The organism is Paraburkholderia sediminicola (assembly GCF_046027355.1).
GTDB classification, from domain to species: Bacteria; Pseudomonadota; Gammaproteobacteria; order Burkholderiales; family Burkholderiaceae; genus Paraburkholderia; species Paraburkholderia sediminicola_B.
In genome coordinates this window covers 164,284-185,561 of the sequence record NZ_JAQQEK010000018.1, presented here as the reverse complement: position 1 = coordinate 185,561, position 21,278 = coordinate 164,284, and the positions used below count along the sequence as shown (strand labels likewise).

Below are 21,278 nucleotides of genomic sequence, written 5' to 3'. Positions count from 1 at the left end.
GTTCGCGGTGACGATTCCCGAAGAGCGCGGCAGTTTCCGGCGTTTTTGCGAACTGCTGGGCACACGCAGCGTCACCGAATTCAACTACCGCATTGCGGATGCGAATTCCGCCCATATCTTCGTGGGCGTGCAGATCAGGAATCGCAGCGAGTCGGCGCAGATCGCGGGCGCGTTTGAGGCGCACGGCTTCGCCACGGTCGATCTGACGTTCGATGAACTCTCCAAGCAGCACATCCGCTACATGGTCGGCGGGCGCTCGCCTTTGGCACACGACGAACGTCTATTCCGCTTCGAGTTTCCCGAGCGGCCGGGCGCACTGATGAAATTCCTCTCGTCGATGGCACCGAACTGGAATATCAGCCTGTTCCACTACCGCAACCAGGGCGCGGACTACAGTTCGATTCTGGTCGGCATCCAGGTGCCCGAAAGCGAGAACGAGGTGTTCGACCGTTTTCTCGCCACGCTCGGCTATCCGAACTGGGAAGAGACGCAGAATCCGGTGTATCGCTTGTTCCTCGCTTGATTACTTAGGACTGAAACGCGCAGATGGCTCTTTCGCTTGTCGACAAGCTGGTGGTGGCAATCTCGTCGCGCGCGCTGTTCGACTTCGAGGAAGAGAACCGCGTGTACGAGGAAGGCAACCTTCAGGCCTATGAAGCGTTGCAGCGCGACCGTCTGACCCTGCCCGCCAAACCGGGCGTGGCGTTTCCGCTGATCCGCAAGCTGCTGGCCTTGAACGCGGGCGGCCATCGCGTCGAAGTGGTGATCCTCTCGCGCAGCGATCCGATCAGCGGACTGCGCGCGTTCCATTCGTGCCGGGAACATGGGCTCGCCATCGAGCGCGGTGTGTTCACACGCGGACGCGCGCCGTTCGGCTACCTGAAGCCGTTGAACGCGTCGCTGTTTCTGTCCGCGAATCAGCAGGACGTGCGCGACGCGCTCGCCGCCGGATTTCCCGCCGCGCGCGTCTTGCCCGAATCGGCGAAAATGGCGAGCAAGTATCCGGACGAAATCCGCATTGCCTTCGACGGCGACGCCGTGCTGTTTTCCGACGAAGCCGAACGCGTGTTCCAGAAGGACGGCCTGCGCGCATTCGTCGGCCACGAGATTCACAACAAGGATCTGCCGCTCGCGGACGGCCCCTTGAAGCCGCTGCTCGAAGCGCTGCACCGGCTACAGAAACTCGCGGACGAAGCCGCACCCATGCATATTCGTACGGCATTGGTGACGGCGCGCTCGGCGCCCGCGCATGAGCGCGCGATCCGCACCTTGATGGCGTGGAACATCGAAATCGACGAAGCGATGTTCCTCGGCGGCCTCGACAAGAGCGCATTTCTGCGCGAGTTCGAGCCGGACTTTTTCTTCGACGACCAAATTGGCCACTGCGAATCGGCCCGCGTCGTGACGGCGACGGGGCACGTGCTGAGTGGCATCGTGAACGCATCATGACACCCGAACAATCACCGCTGGGCAAGCCCTCCGCTTACACCGAACAATATGACGCGTCGTTGCTGTTTCCGATTGCGCGCAGGAATGCGCGCGAGGCGATCGGCATCGGCGCGCAGTTGCCGTTCTTCGGCACGGACATCTGGAACGCGTATGAATTGTCGTGGCTGAATGCGCGCGGCAAGCCGCAGATCGCGGTGGCGACTTTCTTCGTGCCGGCGGATTCGCCGAACATCGTGGAGTCGAAGTCGTTCAAGCTGTATCTCGGCTCCTTCGCGCAGACCGCGTTCGAGTCGATGGAGGCGGTGCGCGACACGATCAAGCGCGATGTGTCCACGTCGTGCGGCGCGAGCGTGTCCGTTCATCTGGCGGCGCCGTATGAGTTCGGCAAATTGCAGATGGAAGAATTCGAGGGTTTGTCGCTGGATCGGTTGGATCTGGATACCGACGTTTATCAGCCGGACGCAACTTTGCTGAAAGCGGCGCTGGATGAGGCGCCGGTCGAAGAAACGCTGTTCTCCAACTTGCTGAAATCGAATTGTCCGGTGACGGGGCAGCCGGATTGGGGCAGCGTGCAGATTCATTACGTGGGCCCGCAGATCGATCACGCGGGCTTGCTGCGCTACATCATCTCGTATCGGAATCACACTGGTTTTCACGAGCAGTGTGTCGAGCGGATTTTTATCGATGTGATGAAGGCCTGCAAGCCTGTGAAGCTCGCGGTGTATGCGCGTTATACGCGGCGCGGCGGGTTGGATATCAATCCGTTCCGCACGAATTACAACTTGCCGATGCCGGACAATATGCGGCTGGCGCGGCAGTAAATAGCGGGTTGTTCGCCGCGGCGAATTGATGGTGCCGAGCCGCGGCGAACGAAAAACAACGAATCCTTCAGGTTCAGGCGGCGGGCTTCTTATAAGCCACGCAATCCACTTCAACCCGGCAATCGATCACCATCGAAGAAACGACACAGGCGCGCGCAGGCGGGTTCTCACCAAAATACTCGCGGAACACCTTGTTGAACGACGCGAAGTCGCGCGGATCATCCAGCCACACGCCACAGCGGACCACATGCTCCGCGCCATAGCCGGCTTCCTTCAGAATCGCGAACACGTTCTGAATCGCCTTGTGCGATTGTTCGACGATGCCGCCATTGATCACTTCGCCATTTTCCATCGGCGTCTGTCCGGAGACGAACAGCCAGCCGTCCGCTTCGACTGCGCGTGCGAACGGCATATGCTGACCGCCCGTTCCCTTCCCGCCTTCAACACCATATCGCTTCATCACTACACTCCTTAAAAAGTCCGGCGCGCGTCCGGCAAAATCGCCGCGCGCGCCGCAATCAATCGATCAAAAAATCAGAACGCGCCGTGCGCGTCACCCTTCGACGCCGCGCCGCGCGCCACGAAGTGACCGGCGCGCTCGCCCGTCACTTCGCCATTGCGATACGTCAACACGCCGTTCACCCAGACCGCGTCGATGCCGTCGGCTGCTTGCTGCGGCTTCTCGAACGTCGCCGCGTCGCGCACCTTGGCCGGATCGAACAAAACCAGATCGGCGTGATAACCGATATGCACCTCGCCGCGCTGCGTGAGTCCAAAGCGACGCGCCGACAAGCTGGTCATCTTGCGCACCGCCTCTTCGAGCGGCAGCAAGCCCGCATCGCGCGCGTAGTGGCCGAGCACGCGCGGAAACGCGCCCCACAGGCGCGGATGCGGCAGCGGATCGTTCGGCAGACCGTCCGAGCCGACCATGGTCGCGGGATGGGAGAGAATGCGCCGCACGTCGTCTTCCGACATGTTGTGATACACCGCGCCCGCCGGTTGCAGGCGCTTGCCCGCTTCCTGCTGCGTAACGCCCCACTCCGCCGCAATCTCCTTCACGAGCTTGCCCGCCATCTCCGGATGCGGCTCCGACCACGTAATCGTGATGTCGATATCGCCCGTGATCTGCTTCACATCGAGCGTCGACGAACTGCGGTTGTACGGATAGCAATCGCAACCGATCGGCTGCAGGCGGCGCGCGCCTTCCAGTGAATTCAGCACTTCCTCGCTGCGTCCCCAGTTCGACGGACCCGCGCACTTCAGATGCGAAATCACCACCGGCACATGCGCGTGACGACCCACGCGATACGCCTCGTCCATGGCGTCGAGAATCGCGTCGAATTCGGTGCGCATGTGCGTGGTGTACAACGCGCCGGCCGCGGCGAGCGGTTCGGCCAGCGCCATCACTTCTTCGGTTGGCGCCGAGAACGCCGAGCCGTATGCGAGTCCTGAACTCAGACCCAACGCACCGTTGGCCAACGCTTCTTCGAGTTGCGCGCGCATGCCGTCGATTTCCTGCGGCGTCGCCGCGCGGTCGAGCCGGTCCATCTGGTTGCTGCGCAACGCCGTATGGCCGATCAACGCGCCGACATTCACCGCCGGCCGCGCCGCATTCACTGCTTCGACATACGCGGCGAAGGTCGGATACTGGAACGCGTCGCGTTCGCCGAGCAGGTTCATCGGATCCGGCGGATCGCCTCTGAGTGCAACCGGCGACGCGCTGATACCGCAATTGCCGACGATCACCGTCGTCACGCCTTGCGTGATCTTCGGCAGCATTTGCGGCGAGCGGATCACATGCGTGTCGTCGTGCGTGTGAACGTCGATGAAACCCGGCGCCAGCGCGCGCCCTTCGGCCTCGATCACTTCTTCGGCGAGCCAGTTCGACAGATTGCCGATCGCGACGATGCGGCCGTCACGAACCGCGACGTCGCGTTCGACAGGCGGCGCGCCCGTGCCGTCATACAGTTGCGCGCCGAGGATCAGCGTATCGGCGGCTTCGGGATGCGAATGCATGGATCAGTCTCCTAACGGTTGTCGATCGCCGCCGCCGCGGTGCGTGTCGAGTGCATGCTTCATGCGGCGCAGCAATTCGCGGCTCTCGTCACCCTGACTGACGGCAAGTTCGGTGACGAGCACATCGAGCGCCATCATCATCGCGTAACGTGACGACGACGGCTTGTAAATGAAATCGGTTTCAAAGGCGACGATCGGGATCACCCAGTCGGCCAACCGCGCGAGCGGCGAGGCCGGCGCGGTCAGCGCGATCACGGTTGCGCCGTAGCTGCGCGCGATCTTGCAGTTCTCGACCATCTCGGGCACGCGCCCGGTGGTGGAAAGCGCGATCACCACGCATTCGCGCGACACGGTGCTGGCCACCATGCGTTGCAGCAAGCCGTCCTGATAGGTCGCGACAGGCCGGCCGAGACGCACGAGCCGGAAGCGCATCTCGTCGGCAAGCGCGGTCGAGCCGCCGCCCATGCCGAACACGTAGATCATGCGCGCACCGCGCAAGGCGGCCGCCGCGTCGCCGAGCGGCGCCTGGCGCAGCAATTGATGGTTGTGCGCGAGCGCGGTCTGCAATTCGTCGAACACGCGGGTGGCGATCGGCTCGGGCGCGTCACTCGGGCCGCCGGCCTGCAGGAAACGCTGACCGACGGCGGCCGCCTGCGCGAGCCGCAGTTTGAGCTCGCGGACGTCGCGGCAACCCACCGCCTTGGCAAAGCGCGTAACGGTCGCGACGCTCACCTCCGCCTGCTGCGCGAGCGCGCCGATGCTGGCGCGCGAGGCGCCCGTCAGATCATCGAGAATCAGCGCGGCGACCTTGCGTTCAGCCGAGCGCAGTTCCGGCGCGCATTCGGCAATGCGCGCGACGATGTCGAAAGCCAGCGGTTCGGCGGTTAAGTTCATTGCAGACTGTGGGAGGCGGCGCGAAGGCTCATAACCCGCCTTCGGCAAACCGTGGTACTAAATAACATTTCTCCATCCATCGTACTTTCTGTAACATGGTAAAGTCAACTTTGATTCAATTTAACTGGACGATGGAGCAGGGAGACATGAAAGTTACAAACTATCAGGGCGCAACGATTGATCCTCATAGCAAGGGCTTGGGCATGGTTCCGGGCACCAGTATCCAACTCACGGATGCCGCGCGCCTCGAGTGGAACCTGCTGAACGAAGACGTGAGCCTGCCGGCCGCCGTGCTGTACGCGGACCGGGTGGAGCACAACCTCAAGTGGATGCAGGCATTCGTCGCGGAATACGGCGTCAAACTCGCGCCGCACGGCAAGACCACCATGGCGCCGCAGCTGTTTCGCCGCCAACTCGACAACGGCGCGTGGGGCATCACGCTCGCCACCGCGCATCAGGTGCGCGCGGCTTATCACGGTGGCGTCTCGCGTGTTCTCATGGCCAATCAACTGGTCGGCCGTCACAACATGATGATGGTCGCCGAGTTGCTGAGCGATCCGGATTTCGAATTCTTCTGTCTCGTCGATTCGGTCGAAGGCGTCGAGCAGTTGGGCGAGTTTTTCAAGTCGGTGAACAAGCAGTTGCAAGTGCTGCTCGAACTCGGCGTGCCGGGCGGCCGCACGGGCGTGCGAGACGCGGCGCAGCGCAACGCGGTGCTCGACGCAATTGCACGCTATCCGGACACGCTGAAACTCGCCGGCGTCGAATTGTATGAAGGCGTGCTCAAGGAAGAGCACGAGGTGCGCGAGTTCCTGCAAAGCGCGGTCGCGGTCACGCGCGAACTCGTCGAGCAAGGCCGTTTTGCGCGTACGCCGGCGGTGCTGTCAGGCGCGGGATCGGCCTGGTACGACGTGGTCGCGGAAGAATTCGTGAAGGCGTCGGAGACCGGCAAGGTCGAGGTTGTGCTGCGTCCCGGCTGCTATCTGACGCACGACGTCGGCATCTATCGCAAAGCGCAAACGGAGATTTTCGCGCGGAATCCGGTCGCGAAGAAAATGGGCGAAGGGCTGCTTCCCGCGCTGCAATTGTGGGCGTATGTGCAGTCGATTCCCGAGCCGGATCGCGCGATCATCGGTCTCGGCAAGCGCGATTCGGCGTTCGACGCGGGCATGCCGGAACCGGCGCGCCACTATCGTCCGGGCAACGAAGCACCGCGCGATATCGCGGCGAGCGAAGGCTGGGAGATTTTCGGCCTGATGGATCAGCACGCGTATCTGCGGATTCCGGCAGGCGCTGACCTGAAAGTGGGCGACATGATCGCGTTCGACATTTCGCATCCGTGTCTGACGTTCGACAAGTGGCGTCAGGTGCTGGTAGTCGATCCGGCGTATCGCGTCACGGAAGTGATTGAAACGTTCTTCTGATGGGTTTGGCGAAGGGCGCGTTCTCAGGCAACGAGGCGCGCCTTTCGTGGTGGTGCGGAACGCCTGATTTTTCGCGCCGCTCCGCCGAGCTGAATATGATTAACCGCGTCCGGCAATCAAGGCTGACGCGGCGCTTCACTGCCCACCGTCTCGGGCGTCTGAGCGGCAACCTCACCTGCTCCGGCTGCGCTAGCCGTCGCCGCCACTTCGCCGATTCTCGCCTCGAGCATCTTCAACGCACCCGACAGCGCGTTCAGCGCCTCGTCCGGCAGCACGGCTATCGTGTCGTGCATGAACGCATTGCGACGCGGCAGGCTGGCTTCGGTCGCCGACTGCCCCGCTTCCGTCAGGCGCACGTTGGTCACGCGGTTATCGCGCGTATCCATGCTGCGAGCAATCCAGCCCATACCTTCCAGCGTTTTCAGTTGCCGTGTCAGCGCGCCCGGATCGACGCGCAAGCGCTCCACCAGCCGCTTCTGCGACGACTCGCCCGCCTGCTCGTGCAGCGCGAGCAGAATGCGCCAGCGCGGCAACGGATGGCCGACGTGCGCCTCGAAGGCCGACATGAACGCCCGATATGTGCGGCCGAATTGCTGCATGACGGCGACGCGGTCCTGTTCTTCCATAATCTGTCTGTAAAACGGTAAGTCTGAAAATCAGTCCGCGTGAATCACGGGTTCGAGCTTGCGCTGGAGCTTGATCGGCGGCACGCGGCGGCTTTGCCAGACCGATACCACGGCGATGATCGCCGCCATGGCGAGCCCCAGATGAATCGCTGACACGAGCGCTTCGCGCGCACTCTCGAGCAGCATCGCGCCGTTATGGCCCGCATGCGTCAACTCGCCGAGCAAGGTGGTCTGCGCATCGCGATTGATGAGGATTTGCGGGTCGCCGAGATCCGCGAACCAGTGCGACGCGTGATCATTTTCCAGCGCGCTGCGCACACCGCTCGCGTACATATGGCTGACCAGCGTGCCGGTCAGCGCCGTGCCGATCATGCCGCCGATCATCCGCAGCGACTGCAGCAGCGCCGTCGCGATACCGAGGTGTTCGCGCCCGGCGGTTTGCTGCGCGAAGATCGTCAGGTTCGGCATGACGAAACCGAGCCCCAATCCGCCGACGATCATGAACGACATCAGCAGCCACTGCGGCATGGCGCGCGTCGCGACGACCACGCCGAGGCAAGCCAGCGCGAGCAGGGTAAAGCCGATATACAGCATCAGATTCGGATTGCGCACGCGCGAGACGATGCGCCCGTTGGCGATACTGCCAATGGTGATGAATACGACCAGCGGTGTGATGACGAGGCCCGCTTCTTTCGGCGACATGCCGAAGCCGCCCTGGAACAGCAACGGCGCGTAGAACAGCAGCGAGAACATCGAAAAGCCGCCCAGCACGGCCAGCGTGAAGAGCGCGGCGAGACTGCGATTGCGGAACATGTCGACGGGCAGGATCGCTGTCGGGCAGCGCTTTTCCCACTGCCACAACGCATATGCCGACGCGACGCTCAAGACGAGCAACGCCAATGCGCTCAAGGTCACGCCATGCTTCGGCAGCAACTCGACGAACAGTTGCAGCGAGCCGAGCGCCACGGCGATCAGCACGGCGCCGGGCCAATCGAGCCGCATCTTGCCTTCGTGTTCGACATGACGCAGATGCGGCAGGAAGCGCCAGACAAAGAACAGCGACAGCAGACCGACGGGCAGATTCACATAGAAAACCGAGCGCCAGCCGTAATACTGTGTGAGGAAACCGCCAAGCGACGGCCCCACCGCGTTCGCGATACCGAACGCCGAACTCATCAGCACTTGCCAGCGCAAACGCACGACCGAGTCGGGAAACAGATCAGGAATGCAGGCGAACGCGGTGCCGACCAGCATGCCGCCGCCAATGCCCTGCAGGCCGCGCGCGAGCACGAGGAACAGCATATTGTTGGCCGCGCCGCACAGCACCGAGGCGGCGGTAAACACGACGATCGACGCGATCACGAATGGCTTGCGCCCGTAGTAATCGCCGAGTCGGCCGAAAATCGGCACGGTGATCACCGAGGTCAGCAGATACGACGTGGCGACCCACGCGTATAGCTCAAAACCCTTGAGTTCGGCGACGATCGTGGGCAAAGCGGTGCCGACCACGGTCTGGTCGAGCGCGACCAGCATCGTGACGAAGGAGATGCCGAGCATCGCCAGCAGCGATTCGCGGAACGGTAAAACTTGCCCACTCGAGTGGTGGGCCGCGGTATGGACAGCCATTTTTGATGGAGCAACAGTTGACATGTCAAACGATTGGGAATCATACCACGCTGCGACGCTCTAAGCGGGACAAGCCGTTGCGGTTAGCCGCACCGGCAATCGACTGAAGAATGGATATCACATGACGCCAGGGAGGCACATGGAGCCGAGTTCGCTCGCAACACAATCGTTATCGGACGACGACCTGAAAGCGCTGCGCCGCGCGAAACATGAACTGGAGAGCCCCGCTCTGGCGATGAAGCTGGCGAGCATCGTCGGGGCGCCGCTGGAGAAGTTGCTCTCGCGCATGCCGGCGTTCGCCAACGAAAAAGTCACCGACGCGACGGAGCTGGCCCTGCGCAAGTGCCTGTCGATCGCGCTGCGCACGCTGGGGCGGCAGGACGGCGCGACGCCGCTCGTGGTGCCCGACAAGCCGAGCAATCTGCTGCACAAGTTCGCCGTGGCGACCACTGGCGCCGCCGGCGGCGCATTCGGACTGTTCGCGCTGCCCGTCGAGTTGCCGGTCACGACTACGCTGATGTTCCGCTCGATCTGCGACATCGCGCGCAGCGAGGGCGAGGATCTGACGTCGATCGACACGCAACTGCAATGTCTGACGGTGCTCGGCATGGGCGGCACGTCGAGCACCGACGACGACGCCGACTTCGGCTACTTCATCATGCGCGGCGCACTCGCGCAGGCGGTGTCGAAAGCGTCGTCTGAAATCGCGACCAAAGGCTTCACCGCGCACGGCTCCGCGGCCTTGTTGCGCCTGCTCAACACGATCGCCGCGCGCTTCTCGGTGCAGGTGAGCGAACAGATCGCCGCCAAATCGATTCCGGCGATCGGCGCGGTGCTCGGCGCGATGGTCAACACGGTTTTCATCGACCACTTCCAGCAGGTCGCGCACGGCCACTTCACCGTGCGTCGGCTGGAACGGCAGTACGGCGAGGCTTCGGTCGAAGCCGCCTATCAAACGATCGACATCGCGCTCGACGGCTGAGCCGCGCGGCTCGTCACGCGTCGCACGAAGGCGGCGGCGCGGTCGAGCGCGCGATTTCCTTCGGGGATGAACGGCGCGAAGATCGGCCAGACGTGCGGCATCTTGTTCCACACTTCGAGCTCGCAGTCGACGCCCGCCGCGCGCGCGTTGTCGGCCACGCGCCGCGAGTCGTCGAGCAACACCTCGGTGCTGCCCGCCATGATGAAGAGCGGCGGCAAGCCGTGCAGGTCGGCATAGACCGGGGAAGCGTACGGATGTGTGGCCGGCGTGTCGCCGAGGTAGACCTTTCCCGCCAGCGCGATCGCGGAGCCGCTGAACATCGGATCGAGACCGTCGTTGGCGCGAATACTGGCGCCGGTCGCGGCCAGATCGGTCCATGGCGAGAACAGCAGGCCGCCTGCCGGCATGGGATCACCGGCGTCGCGCAACGCCACCAGCGCGGAGAGCGCAAGACCGCCGCCCGCTGAATCGCCTGCGATTACGATCGACTCCGGCGCGATGCCCTCGGCGACCAACTGACGGTACGCCGCGACCGTGTCATCGAGCGCCGCCGGGAAGCGATGCTCGGGCGCGAGACGGTAGTCGAGGGAAAAAACCGGCGCATTGGCACGCGTCGCCAGACCGAACACGATCGAGCGATGGGTACGCGGTGAACAGAAGTAGTAGCCGCCACCGTGGCAATACAGCACGGTCGGTCCGGCGTGTGCGGCTGGCGCACCGTCGGCGCGCTCGATCCACTCGCCGCGCAAGGGCGCATCGTTCTGACTGTACAGCTCACGCAGACGCCAGCCGCCCGGCACCCGCGGCAACCAGACGCGCTTGGCGGTCAGCACGCGCGCTTTCTCGACATCGATGCGCGGCTTGAGGGTCTCCGGTCGAAACTGCCTACGCAGATACCAGCACGCGAGTACGCTTTGCCAACTCATCGGACACGCCCCTTCGATTGTGTCCTGTCATGTTACGTGCGTTCGCTGCTGCGCCGGTGGATGGCGGCTTCTAATCTCAAAAAGGGCGCGCGCCGCCGGGTAAAGCTTTCCGCCCGCCTAGTTCGCCGGCAAAACCTGCCCGCGAATTTCACCCATCGGATTCTGCGCGGTATGGACGTTGAAGTACCACTGCCCTGCCATCAGATCCGTCACCTGCTGTTCGGTCAGCGCCGCCGAGCCCTTGATCGGGCTGCCGAGCGCGCCCTTGTCGATCGGCACCTGAATCTTGGCGTTCTGGCCCACCGGCGCGGGTCCGTGGAAATGCGCGGCGGTTGCCGGGCCGCTCAAGCCTTCATACGTGACTGTCCATTGCAGGGATTTGGTCGAGGTGTCGAAGGTGGCGTCCAACATGCCGTGCCCGTGGCTCACGCGCGGCGGCACTTCGCTCGACGGCTCGAGATCCGCCTTTAAGGCCACCGTATCCGCGAAGGCGACGCCCGACGCCAACGCCCACAACACCACGGCAAGATTCAGTTTTCGAAGCGCAATCATGGTCTTCTCCGGACTTGATGCACCGCCGCACCGACACTCGGCCGCGCGCGGAGCCACCACATACTAGTGCAAATCCGCCGAACCTGTTTTTGCTGGAGAGGCGCGTCGCATCCGCGCGCTTTTAGTCAGTCACTTTTACGTCCTGCATCGCCTTCGGGCGGCCGAAACGCGTGACGACTTTGTAGTTGTCCGTAGTGATCTCCGGGCGTTTCCGACAAACAAACGCGCTTGCGATATCGCTCTGAACACGTCCTGGCGACGTTTTAATCGAATCCTCAAACAGTTAATTGCGCATTTTGTAATGAATGAATCGCGACATCCCGGTTATGCTTCTGCTTGCGAGAAGTGACTCCTTCATCGAGGGAAGTCTCCAAATCTTTAACGCGGCCTCGGCCGCGTTTTTTTTCGTCTTTTGTCGCGGTCTTGTTCACACAGGCGCCCTAAGCACGTGAAGCGATCACATGTGCGCGAGCGGTTTTTTATACGAGCAATGCAGCCTGCTGTTCGATTCCGTCCAGCATGGCATTGCACTTGTCGATTAAAACCATCCCGTCGTCGCGCACGCGTTCCGGCGGCTTGACCGTGATTTCGTGGCGATAGTCTTCAAGTGCCTTGAGCAGCGGCGGATATTGCAGGACGCTCGCCGCCCCCGCCACGCGATGCAGCCACTCGCGCACACGTTCCACCTCGACATGCTCGGCCTCCACGCGCTCGAGCAACGGCGACAACGACTGCACGTCCTCGCGCACGGATGACACGAACGAGTCGAGCAGCGCCTTGACGGTCGATTCACTACCCCACAGTTGTGTCATGTGCCCAAGATCGACCGGGACGAACGGCTCGGCCCCGCCATGAACATCCGGTACCTCGACTGCCGGCGTGTTGACGGCCTCCGAAGGCGCGGCTTGCCACGCGCTGTCGGTGCCGAACCAGCGACTCAGATAATCACGCAGCGTGGCGAGCCGTGTCGGCTTCACGAGGCTGTCGTCCATGCCGGCGTCGCGGCACAGATTCAGGTCTTCGGGTGCGGTGTTCGCCGTGATACCCAGGATGGGCAGGCGATAAGCGCCGTCCTGCTCGCTTTCACGGATGCGCCGCGTGAGTTCGTAGCCGGACACGTTCGGCATGTGGCAATCCGTGATCAGACACCCATAGCTCGTATGCTCCAGCGCGGCCAACGCCTCGGCGCCATCGTTCGCCACGTCGCAGGCGAAGCCGAGCAACGCGAGCTGGTGACGGATCAACTCCTGATTGACCGGATGATCTTCTGCGACGAGGATCAGTCGACCACTGGCGATGGCACGCTCGCGGTCCGGAGGCGAAGTGGCGCCTTCGGGCGTACGCGACATACCCGCCGATCGCGGCGCCACCGACGGCAGCCCGGTCATCGCGGCGGCGCACGCGGCGCCGAGGCCGCGCCACGAAATGGGATTGATGCTGACGCGCACGTTGTCGTCGAGAATGCGGTAGCCCGTCGGCTTCGGCTTCTCGGTCAGGCAGATGACGCGCGTGCGCGGTCTGATGTCCGCGGGCAAGGCCACATCTTCATTCACGAACAGCAAATCCACGTCGGCCAGTGCGGCGCGATCGTGCAGTTCCGGTGCGTCAGGTGAAACGCGGCGCAATTTGAGGCCAAGCGCCTCGCCGAAGTGCATCAGCGCCTGGGCGATACGCGCGTCGCCGGTTGCCACGATTCCGCGCTTGCCGCGCAAGCCGTTGACGGAATAGTGCTCGGTCTCGATGGGCATGGCGAGCCGCACGGTCATGCGCGTGCCGGCGCCCGGTTCGCTGTGCAACGTGAGCGAGCCGTTCATGAGGTCGATCAGCTTGCGGCAGATCGTCAAGCCGAGGCCCGTGCCGCCGAACCGGCGCGTGGTGGACGATTCCGCCTGCACGAACGGCTCGAACAACTTAGCCTGCACCTCCGGCGCGATGCCGATGCCAGTGTCCTCGACGATCATCTCGAGCGTCTGAATGCCGTCGCTCTGTGCGACGACCGACACGCACACGTCGACCTCGCCTTGCGGCGTAAACTTGATGGCATTGCCGAGCAGGTTGAAGAGAATCTGCCGCAACCGGACGCTGTCGCCGCGCAGAGTGGCGGCGACATTCGGCCCGATATCCACGCGCACTTTCAGACCCTTTTCATGGGCGCGGCCAGCCAACAGGCCGACAGCGTTGTCGACCAGTTCACGTATGTCGATGGATTCGGCCTCGATGGTCAGCCGTCCTGCTTCGATTTTCGAATAGTCGAGCAAGTCGTCGAGGATCTGCAGCAGTGCGCCCGCCGACTCGTGGATCATGCCCAACATTTCGCCTTGATCCGCGTTGAGCGGCGTACGCTCCAGCACTTCCACGAGACCGAGCACGCCATTCATCGGCGTGCGGATTTCGTGGCTCATCATGGCGAAGAAGTCGTCTTTGGCGCGCGAGGCCGCTTCGGCCAGGTCGCGCGCTCGCGCAAGCTCGTCGGAGCGCGCGTGCTCCACGCTGGCGTCCACCCAGTAACCGCTCCAGACGACGCCACCATCCGATTCGCGACGCGGTACCAATTCGGCGCGCGCCCACTTGATGTCCTGGTTGCCGGCGAAACGGAACTCCATGTTCACCGGCATTTCGCTGTGTGCTGAACGCTCGAGTTCAGCCTGCACGAACGCCCTATCCTCATCGCACACGCGCTGGAAATTGACGTGATCGCTGCTGCTCGGCGAATCGTCCTTCGCACCCAGCAGGTGGCGCGTATCGCCGCCGATATATGGAAACGAATACACGCCGTCCGCGGTGCGGCGCAGTTGAAACACCACCGCCGGCAGCGAACGCGTCACGTCGAAGAGGCGCCGCTCGGTTTCGCGCGCGCGCATTTCGGCGCGCCGGATATCGGTGATATCGACAACCGTGCCGAGCACGCAAGCCGGTTGACCGTCACTGCCGCGGCAGATACGGGTCCAGAAAAGGCCATGTCGTTCGTTGCCCGCGCCGCGCTCGAACTGCAACTCCACCTGCACGGCCTCGCCGCCGTTCAGCATCTCGCGTGTGATGTCGTCAAGGATGCGGCTATTGGCTTCGCCCCATGTTCGCACCTCCATGGTGGTTCGTCCGACGATCGCCCCACGGCCCAGTCCGCAGGCTTGCTCATAGGCCTCGTTGACTGCGATATAACGGCCATCGAGGTCCTTGGCAACGAGCGGATAGGGCACCGTCTTCATCAAGGTTTCCTGGAAGTTCAGTTGCAGTTCCAGTTCACGCTCGGTTTTCTTGCGCAGCCTGACTTCCCGCTGCAGCAACAGATAGGCACGCAGCGTGATCAGCAGCGCGACGCCGATGCCGATCAGCACCGGCAGAAGACGCACCGCGGTCACGCTCCACATGCCCGACTCCGGCGCGCTACCGGTGACCCACTTCTGCCGGATGTGCTGCTTTTCCGCGGGCGGCATAGCCAGCAACGCACGGTCGATCAACCCAGCGAGCGGGCTCAAGTCCGGGCGTACGGCAAAGTCGAGCGCGTCGGAGTCGCCCACCGTGCCGAGGATTTTGAGGACGCCGTCGTACCGTTGCTTGAGCAGGATATCCACGGCGGCCACGTTGCCCACCAGAACGTCCGCCTCGCCGGACTCGACCATCTTGAGCGCGTCGTCGAGACTGGGCGCGACCACCACGTGGTCCGCCGGAATTCGCTGGAATGCGAGTTGCACCGAACCGGCAACATGCGACGAAACGACAATGCGGCGTGACGCGAAATCGTTCAGCGAGCGAGCCGCCGGCTCGTCCTCACGCCCGACGATCACCAGCGGATAACTCTCATATGCGCTGGTATGCCGCGCTTTCGTGAGGCGTGGATCATGGCTGGAAGCACTGGCGAGAATCGCCAGCTCGCCACGCTGGAAAGCTTCGATCGTGGCGGGCCAGTCGGCGGTTTGGGCGCGGTTGAACACGACACCGAGAGTGCGGCTCAAATAGTTCAGATAATCGGCGGCAATGCCCGCCGGCCGGCCGGAACTGTCGACGTAACTGAAAGGGGGCCAGCCATCATCGAAGCCAATCTGCAACGGCGGCAGCGAACGAAGCCAGGCCTGCTCTTGCGGCGTCAGCGCGAGACGCGGCGCGGCGGGCACAGGCTTCGTGTCGAAGTTGCCGGATAGCCAGCGCATGCGAATCGCCACCTCGTCGGCCGGGTTCATCGACGCGAGCGCCTGGCCGAGCTGGTCCCGCAATGCAATCTGTTGCCGGGGCACCGCGAAGCGCAAATTGGCGGTTTTGGTGCTCTCCTCGAAGGCCACTCGCAAGCCACGAAACTCGTCGGTGGACAATTCATATTGCACAGCGGGAGTGAAGCCGAGATAAACATCGGCGTCGCCCTGGGTCACTGCGACCAGTGCGGCGCGCGTCGTAGAGAAAGTGTTGATCTGGGCGTGAGGGAAGCGCTCGCGTATCACACGCTCGAGCGCAAAACCTTTTTCTAGCGCGATACGTGCTCCCGCCAACTGGGTGTGACTGCCATAACTGTCACTGTCCCGGCGTACCACGACCGACGTGGAAGAGCGGAAATAAGGCGCGGTAAAGCTCAAGCACCGCTCGCGCTCGGGCGTGCGGGCAAGGCTCATCACCAGATCGACATTTCCGGCGCATGCTGCGGCGAGCAGTTGCGGCAGGTCCGGGAACGCCTTAGCTTCGATGACGACGTTCGGCCCGACGAGGGCTCGCAGATAGTCGACACTCATGCCCGTGAGTTGGCCGTCTTGCAGAGCGTCGAACGGCAGCCAACTGTCGGCGAGAGCGCCGACGGTCAGTTTTGCGGGGAAATTGGCAACAACCTGAGCGTTCGAGCGATTGTCGAACGATTGGGCAAACGCTGTTGTTTGTGCGGTGACAAATAAGAACCACGCGAGCAGACACAGCGAGAGGCGTTCAAGCGTACGCCTCATTGCAAGACCCGGCATGAAATTGATGGCGGACACGGTAGTGGCGCCTCACGCACTCAGGCAGCTTCGCCACGCCCGTCGGCGAGCGTAGCGGCAGCGTGGTCGGCGTTGCCATGCAGAAACGAGAACAGCGCACCGGCTGTGACACCGCCGGACAGAGGCGCAGCCCAGAACAGCCAAAGCTGGTCCAGCGCCCAATCGCCGACGAACAATGCCTGGGCCGTGGAGCGAGCGGGATTGACCGAGCCGTTGGTAACCGGAATCGACACGAGATAGACCAGCGCCAGACAGGCGCCGACGACCAGCGGCGCGATCGGCGCCATGTCTTGCCGGCGGGCAATTAACAGGCTTGCCATGACGAAACCGAAGGACAGCACAAACTCGATAGCCAGCGCTGAATGCATCTGATAGTCGGCGGGAGAATGGTCGCCGAAGCCATTTGCCGCGAACTCGCTCGCGCCCAGATCGAACCCGGGACGGCCGCCCGCCACGTAAAGGAGTAGTGCGGCGGCAAATATCGCACCGAGAATCTGCGAGGCAATATAGGGGAGCAGATCCCTGACTGGAAAACGTTGCGCGACAGTGAAGCCCACGGTGACAGCGGGATTGAAATGACCGCCGGACACGCCGCCGAAACAATAAGTGGCCGTAGCGAGCGCGAGGCCGAACGCCAGGGCCACCTCCAGCACACCGCCTACCTGCTGGATCGCACCGACGTTCAACACAATGCTGCCGCAGCCGACGAACACCAGCCACGCCGTTCCGACACCCTCGACCAACAACCGCTTACCTAACGCATCCATGCCGCCTCCTGGTTCTGTCCGCCAGGCAGACGGCATCGCACGATTGCCATCAGACATCTGCCTGTATTCTCTCGGCCCGGGCATCGCTCAGCTTGACGAAATGACTGTTTTCATCAGGAGAGTGCGGAATAAAGCCGTAGTGAATTCAGAACTATGAGACGCCAACGCCCCCCAACCAATCAGAAGACTCCTAAATTCCTAGTTCTTCAAAGTCATCTACCGACGGCGCAATGCAATATGTCCATCGGCTGTCAGATCAAGCCAATCCGATCTGCCGCGCATAGTCGATCAGGTCAGCTTCCGTTTCCAGCCCGAGCTTGCGCATCGCACTACGTTTCTGGGTACTGATCGTCTTGCCGCTGCGCTGCAAACGCGCCGCGATTTCATGGACGGCAAGACCTTGCACATAAAGCTGGAAGACTTCCCACTCGCGCGCGCTCAGCATGCCGGCACGCAACTGCAGCGGCGTGTCGGCCGCCTCCATCGCGACACGCGCGTGTTGCGACAGATAGACGCGCCCGGCAAAAGCGGCCTCGATCGCGTCGATCAACGCCGTGACGGTCTCACGTTTATCGACGATTCCGCCCACGCCGATATGCAGAAGACCGGAGAGCATGTGGGCATGGCAGATCATGGTGAGGACGACGACGCAAGGACGCGACTGCCCTCGCAACAGGCGGCGCAGAAACGACACCGCGTTGCTGCCGCCATGAATGCCCGGCATATTGATATCGGAAACGACGACGTCGCACGCGCAGGCGTCGAGTAGTTCCGCCAGTCCGTGGGTGTCGGCCGCCTCGCCGACACATTCGATGTGCGGCGCGGATTGCAACAGGCGCTTGATGCCGACGCGAACGCAGTCGTGATCGTCTGCGATGATGACGCGGATCTTCTGTCTCATTTTCTGTTGTCTTATCGATTGGTATGCCCTGCACACGGTGTGCTTCCCCGGGCGGTGCCAATACATCTTCTATTCGTCGCGCGACGGCGCGACGCGTCGCCGGCTCATCACCGCTTCGGTATGCGCTCCTCAGGAATCACACCGTACTCGACGGCGAAACGAAACAGTTCCGCGTCGCTGTGCAGCGCGAGCTTGCGCATGGCTGTGCACTTCTGTGCGCTGATCGTTTTGACGCTGCGTTCCAGACGCGCAGCGATCTCGGTCACGCCGTATCCTGACGCATACTGGGTGAACACCTCAAGTTCGCGGCGCGAGAGAATCTTCCGGACATAATCGAGCCGCTGGGTCGCCGTTGCGTCGGCGATCAATGCGCGCACCGCCGGCCCGACATAGCACTCGCGTGCCAGCGCCGTGATGACGGCCACATGAATCAGGTCGATCCGGTCCCGCTTGCTCACCAGTCCCTCGACGCCGAGCGAAATGACCTTCTGAAGTTCGGCCGCCTCGGTTTCCATGGTGAGCACGACGAGCGCGATGTCGGGGTAGCGCGTCTTGAACTGCCTGACGACTTCCAGTCCGCTGCCATCCGAACCGCCCGGCATATAGAGGTCCATGAGCACCAGGTCGCATGAACCGCGATCGACTTCCGCGAAGAGCTCGGTGGCGTCGGCTGCACGGCCGACGATCTCCATATTCGGATAGCCGCTCATCAGGTTTTCGATCGCCAGCAGCACGAGCGGATGATCGTCCGCGATAATCGCGCGAACGGGGGTGCTTACCTCAGCGGTGTCGCGCATCTTCTATTTCTCCTCCGTACCTTGAATGATTGCCGCCATTTTTCCGTCAACCCTGCTCCTATCGCGATGATTAAATATTTTCGCGAGAATAAACATAAGATCGCTCCGAAACAACCTCAGCCAATTCAAAAAGTAAATTGCTTAGATATACGATTCAAAATTAAGAATTCCATAAGCCCGCACGTAAGAGAAAAGACCGGGATCGTTGGTGACACCGAGTTTGGCCATCGCTTCGCGTTTTTGCCGCGTGACCGTGCGGCGATCGCAGCCGAGCGCCGCCGCAATGTCCGAGATCGACCGGCCACTTACCAGCAGCCTGATGACTTCAGCTTGTTTGCCTGTTAAACGCGGTGCCGGCGGCCGTTCGCAGTCGGGATCCTGCGGATGCGCCAGCGCTTCGATGATGGAACGGCCGAAGTAGATTTCACCGTGCCGAGCTGCGTCGATCGCCTGCCACAGTTCGTCCATCGACTCCGCCTTGCCGACCATGCTCACGGCGCCGTCCGACACAAGCGCGCGAAGAATCGCGGCGTTTGCCAGAGTTGTCATCACCACGACGCGCAATTGCGGCCAGCCAATTCGGATGCGTCGGACGAGGTTAAGACCGTCCTCGATCGCGCCAGAACGTTCCGGCATCGCGAGGTCGGTGACGAGCACATCGCAGGGCGTGCTGTGCAGGCGTTCAATCAGCGAAACGGGATTCGTCGCCTCATCGACGACAGTGACGCCGGCGTGCATTTCCAGCGCGGCGCGGACGCCAAGGATAACGAATGGATGATCGTCCGCCAGGATAATTCGAAGATTCACCGGGATTTTCTCTCGTTTGTTGTAGGAGTGAATGCGCATACGCAGAAAAATCTGAACCACTCTGCGCATGCTTTAACGGCCCCTCGGCAACGTTCAATGTGCCAAGGCGCCCATAAAATCACCGCCACAACCTCACGAAAATCGGAGCGCTCCGAATCCTGCAGAGAAACTAATAGTCCATTGCGGATTGATTAGAAATAGAAAATATAATTACGCGGAATGGATATTTTCGAGTTTCTCGAACAGCGCATTTTCGGCGGAAACTCAGCGACTCGACCATTCGTCGCAGAAGTTCCGACGCGGCGCCCGCAGCATTGTTAGCAACGGGCACCGTGATCCATATCAAGTTGCATCACAAGCGCGCGCCGCGCTCACCTTGCCCTCACGCGCGGCGCGCGGAAACACCGGCAACGCGATCAATGCGCACACGCTGGCCACGGCCCACACCATCGGCCACGAACCGACCGACAACAGCGGCGGAATCGCGAGCGGCGTCAGGAACAGCGTAAGAAACACACAGGTGTTGCCGATCGCCAGCGCCGTGCCCGCGCGGCTCGTCCCTGCCAGCGTGGCCAGTTCCGTGAAGGCCACGCCGTGCCATGCCGACGCGCTCACGCCGCCCAGCACGACCATCAACGCGAATACCGCTGTCATCGCCGCGTGATGCATGCCGGCGAGACCCGTCAGCAGTGCGAGCGAAGCGAACAGCACCGCCGTCAGCAGACTACAGGCGCGCATGTAAGCCCGGCGATTGCCACGCCGGTCGGTCCAACCGCCGCTCCAGACCCGCGCGATCGCGGCGCCCGTTTGCACCGCGGCCATCGTCACGCTGATCGCCAGCACGCCGGCGCGGCTGAAATCGTGAAGAAACACCGTGCCGAACGTCACAACGGCGAGTTGCGGCACGCACAGCGCGCCGGCGCCGAGCGCCACGCGCCAGATACCGATGTCGCGCAACGGCGAAACCCTGGCGGGCACGCCGCTCGCCGCCGCCGTGTCGCGGACTTCACGCGCGTCGTCCGCCTCGGTATGAGAAGGTTCGTGCAGCCAGCGCCATGCGAACGCCGCCGTGATCGCGCAGGCGAGCGCCAGCACGGTATAGGCGCTCGCAAAGCCGAAACGGGACGCGAGCACCGGCAGCAGCAATGCGCCAAGGCCTCCGCCGGCGGGCACCGCGGTCTGGCGAATACTCATGGCCAGCCCGCGCTCACCCTCGCGAAACCAGGCCATCACTGCGCGGCCGCTCGATCCGTTGACGCTGCCGCCGAGCAGTCCGACCAGCAACAGGCCGAGCGCGAGCATCGTCACGCTCGGCACGTGCGCACCGGACGGCACGACGAACAGCGCCAAGCCGGCCAGCGCGGCCGCGGTCGAAAGCAGCCCGAGCAGCAAGACGCGCCGGTCGCCCCAGCGGTCGGTCAGCAGCCCCCACGGCAATTCGCTGACCGCGATGCCGAGGCCGAGCATGCCGAGTACGAGGCCCAGCCCGTCATTGCCCAGGTGATAGCCCGAGCGTAAGAACACCGCCGTCGTCGGAATCCCCGAGAACGCCGCCGAGAAGCTCGCGTTGGCGGCGAACCCGACGCCCAACACCTTCCACCGATGGCTTGCCGTTCGACCGCTGGATAACCCTAAGCCCGTAATTGATTCGCTTCCCATGACACCCTCCGCAAAGAATCTGGGGGTATCCTACGGCTGAGGCTTCCATCGGAAAAGCCGGAAATTCAGATGACTT

17 protein-coding genes and 1 pseudogene are annotated in these 21,278 nt (G+C 62.7%); 5 read left to right on the top strand and 13 right to left on the bottom strand.

Annotated elements, in window-relative coordinates; all coding sequences use genetic code 11:
- The 3 genes and pseudogenes from PQR42_RS28020 to queF all read left to right on the top strand — a co-directional run.
- Positions 1-523, top strand: a pseudogene (locus PQR42_RS28020) (threonine ammonia-lyase, biosynthetic); the annotation flags it as partial.
- Positions 524-546: 23 nt separating this feature from the next.
- A complete protein-coding gene (locus PQR42_RS28015; protein WP_408213137.1) occupies positions 547-1,449 on the top strand; it encodes a 5'-nucleotidase in 903 nt (300 codons plus the stop codon).
- Positions 1,446-2,270 carry an NADPH-dependent 7-cyano-7-deazaguanine reductase QueF gene (queF, locus tag PQR42_RS28010; protein WP_408213140.1) on the top strand — a complete coding sequence of 275 codons (825 nt, stop codon included), beginning with the start codon at positions 1,446-1,448 and terminating at the stop codon, positions 2,268-2,270. The genes PQR42_RS28015 and queF overlap by 4 nt, the downstream gene beginning before the upstream one ends.
- 73 nt (positions 2,271-2,343) lie before the next feature.
- Here the strand turns inward: queF and PQR42_RS28005 are convergent, their stop codons facing one another.
- The 3 genes from PQR42_RS28005 to PQR42_RS27995 form a co-directional block, all read right to left on the bottom strand.
- Positions 2,344-2,730 (bottom strand): RidA family protein, encoded by a 387-nt coding sequence (locus PQR42_RS28005; protein WP_064265547.1) that lies wholly within the window; start codon positions 2,728-2,730, stop codon positions 2,344-2,346.
- A 74-nt stretch (positions 2,731-2,804) separates the two neighbouring features.
- Positions 2,805-4,286 carry an N-acyl-D-amino-acid deacylase family protein gene (locus tag PQR42_RS28000; protein ID WP_408389015.1) on the bottom strand — a complete coding sequence of 494 codons (1,482 nt, stop codon included), beginning with the start codon at positions 4,284-4,286 and terminating at the stop codon, positions 2,805-2,807.
- Positions 4,287-4,289: 3 nt separating this feature from the next.
- Complete coding sequence (locus PQR42_RS27995) at positions 4,290-5,180, bottom strand: MurR/RpiR family transcriptional regulator (protein ID WP_106301982.1); 891 nt, start codon at positions 5,178-5,180, stop codon at positions 4,290-4,292.
- Positions 5,181-5,326: 146 nt separating this feature from the next.
- Here PQR42_RS27995 and PQR42_RS27990 point away from each other — a divergent pair, with 146 nt between their 5' ends.
- Positions 5,327-6,604 (top strand): amino acid deaminase, encoded by a 1,278-nt coding sequence (locus tag PQR42_RS27990; RefSeq protein WP_408213148.1) that lies wholly within the window; start codon positions 5,327-5,329, stop codon positions 6,602-6,604.
- Positions 6,605-6,720: 116 nt separating this feature from the next.
- Here the strand turns inward: PQR42_RS27990 and PQR42_RS27985 are convergent, their stop codons facing one another.
- Both PQR42_RS27985 and PQR42_RS27980 read right to left on the bottom strand, forming a co-directional pair.
- On the bottom strand, positions 6,721-7,230 hold the full coding sequence (locus PQR42_RS27985; protein ID WP_408213151.1) for a MarR family winged helix-turn-helix transcriptional regulator: 510 nt from the start codon (positions 7,228-7,230) through the stop codon (positions 6,721-6,723).
- Between the two features lie 30 nt (positions 7,231-7,260).
- The gene (locus tag PQR42_RS27980; RefSeq protein ID WP_408213153.1) at positions 7,261-8,856 is read right to left on the bottom strand and encodes an MDR family MFS transporter; all 1,596 of its coding nucleotides are present in this window, start codon (positions 8,854-8,856) and stop codon (positions 7,261-7,263) included.
- Positions 8,857-8,995: 139 nt separating this feature from the next.
- Between PQR42_RS27980 and PQR42_RS27975 the strand changes: the two genes are divergently transcribed.
- Positions 8,996-9,838 carry an EcsC family protein gene (locus tag PQR42_RS27975; RefSeq protein WP_408389133.1) on the top strand — a complete coding sequence of 281 codons (843 nt, stop codon included), beginning with the start codon at positions 8,996-8,998 and terminating at the stop codon, positions 9,836-9,838.
- Here PQR42_RS27975 and PQR42_RS27970 read toward each other — a convergent pair.
- The 8 genes from PQR42_RS27970 to PQR42_RS27935 all read right to left on the bottom strand — a co-directional run bounded on the left by PQR42_RS27970 (position 9,808) and on the right by PQR42_RS27935 (position 21,202).
- The gene (locus tag PQR42_RS27970; RefSeq protein ID WP_408389019.1) at positions 9,808-10,764 is read right to left on the bottom strand and encodes an alpha/beta hydrolase; all 957 of its coding nucleotides are present in this window, start codon (positions 10,762-10,764) and stop codon (positions 9,808-9,810) included. The two genes, PQR42_RS27975 and PQR42_RS27970, sit on opposite strands and share 31 nt — an antisense overlap.
- 117 nt (positions 10,765-10,881) lie before the next feature.
- Complete coding sequence (locus PQR42_RS27965) at positions 10,882-11,316, bottom strand: CHRD domain-containing protein (protein WP_408389021.1); 435 nt, start codon at positions 11,314-11,316, stop codon at positions 10,882-10,884.
- A 479-nt stretch (positions 11,317-11,795) separates the two neighbouring features.
- The gene (locus tag PQR42_RS27960) at positions 11,796-16,238 is read right to left on the bottom strand and encodes an ATP-binding protein (protein WP_408389135.1); all 4,443 of its coding nucleotides are present in this window, start codon (positions 16,236-16,238) and stop codon (positions 11,796-11,798) included.
- A 53-nt stretch (positions 16,239-16,291) separates the two neighbouring features.
- Complete coding sequence (aqpZ, locus tag PQR42_RS27955) at positions 16,292-17,038, bottom strand: aquaporin Z (RefSeq protein ID WP_408213162.1); 747 nt, start codon at positions 17,036-17,038, stop codon at positions 16,292-16,294.
- 256 nt (positions 17,039-17,294) lie between these two features.
- A complete protein-coding gene (locus PQR42_RS27950; RefSeq protein ID WP_408389023.1) occupies positions 17,295-17,939 on the bottom strand; it encodes a response regulator in 645 nt (214 codons plus the stop codon).
- Positions 17,940-18,046: 107 nt separating this feature from the next.
- A complete protein-coding gene (locus PQR42_RS27945) occupies positions 18,047-18,736 on the bottom strand; it encodes a response regulator (RefSeq protein ID WP_408213168.1) in 690 nt (229 codons plus the stop codon).
- 141 nt (positions 18,737-18,877) lie between these two features.
- Positions 18,878-19,582, bottom strand: coding sequence for a response regulator (locus PQR42_RS27940; protein ID WP_408389137.1), 705 nt, complete (start codon positions 19,580-19,582; stop codon positions 18,878-18,880).
- Between the two features lie 303 nt (positions 19,583-19,885).
- Positions 19,886-21,202, bottom strand: a complete 1,317-nt coding sequence (locus tag PQR42_RS27935; RefSeq protein ID WP_408389025.1) for an MFS transporter — start codon at positions 21,200-21,202, stop codon at positions 19,886-19,888.
- Positions 21,203-21,278: the final 76 nt, after the last annotated feature.

Coding starts and splice junctions, on each gene's coding strand:
- PQR42_RS28015 (WP_408213137.1), top strand. CDS start 547: ATGGCTCTTTCGCTTGTCGACAAGCTGGTGGTGGCAATCTCGTCGCGC.
- queF (WP_408213140.1), top strand. CDS start 1,446: ATGACACCCGAACAATCACCGCTGGGCAAGCCCTCCGCTTACACCGAA.
- PQR42_RS28005 (WP_064265547.1), bottom strand. CDS start 2,730: ATGAAGCGATATGGTGTTGAAGGCGGGAAGGGAACGGGCGGTCAGCAT.
- PQR42_RS28000 (WP_408389015.1), bottom strand. CDS start 4,286: ATGCATTCGCATCCCGAAGCCGCCGATACGCTGATCCTCGGCGCGCAA.
- PQR42_RS27995 (WP_106301982.1), bottom strand. CDS start 5,180: ATGAACTTAACCGCCGAACCGCTGGCTTTCGACATCGTCGCGCGCATT.
- PQR42_RS27990 (WP_408213148.1), top strand. CDS start 5,327: ATGAAAGTTACAAACTATCAGGGCGCAACGATTGATCCTCATAGCAAG.
- PQR42_RS27985 (WP_408213151.1), bottom strand. CDS start 7,230: ATGGAAGAACAGGACCGCGTCGCCGTCATGCAGCAATTCGGCCGCACA.
- PQR42_RS27980 (WP_408213153.1), bottom strand. CDS start 8,856: ATGGCTGTCCATACCGCGGCCCACCACTCGAGTGGGCAAGTTTTACCG.
- PQR42_RS27975 (WP_408389133.1), top strand. CDS start 8,996: ATGGAGCCGAGTTCGCTCGCAACACAATCGTTATCGGACGACGACCTG.
- PQR42_RS27970 (WP_408389019.1), bottom strand. CDS start 10,764: ATGAGTTGGCAAAGCGTACTCGCGTGCTGGTATCTGCGTAGGCAGTTT.
- PQR42_RS27965 (WP_408389021.1), bottom strand. CDS start 11,316: ATGATTGCGCTTCGAAAACTGAATCTTGCCGTGGTGTTGTGGGCGTTG.
- PQR42_RS27960 (WP_408389135.1), bottom strand. CDS start 16,238: ATGAGGCGTACGCTTGAACGCCTCTCGCTGTGTCTGCTCGCGTGGTTC.
- aqpZ (WP_408213162.1), bottom strand. CDS start 17,038: ATGGATGCGTTAGGTAAGCGGTTGTTGGTCGAGGGTGTCGGAACGGCG.
- PQR42_RS27950 (WP_408389023.1), bottom strand. CDS start 17,939: ATGAGACAGAAGATCCGCGTCATCATCGCAGACGATCACGACTGCGTT.
- PQR42_RS27945 (WP_408213168.1), bottom strand. CDS start 18,736: ATGCGCGACACCGCTGAGGTAAGCACCCCCGTTCGCGCGATTATCGCG.
- PQR42_RS27940 (WP_408389137.1), bottom strand. CDS start 19,582: ATGCGCATTCACTCCTACAACAAACGAGAGAAAATCCCGGTGAATCTT.
- PQR42_RS27935 (WP_408389025.1), bottom strand. CDS start 21,202: ATGGGAAGCGAATCAATTACGGGCTTAGGGTTATCCAGCGGTCGAACG.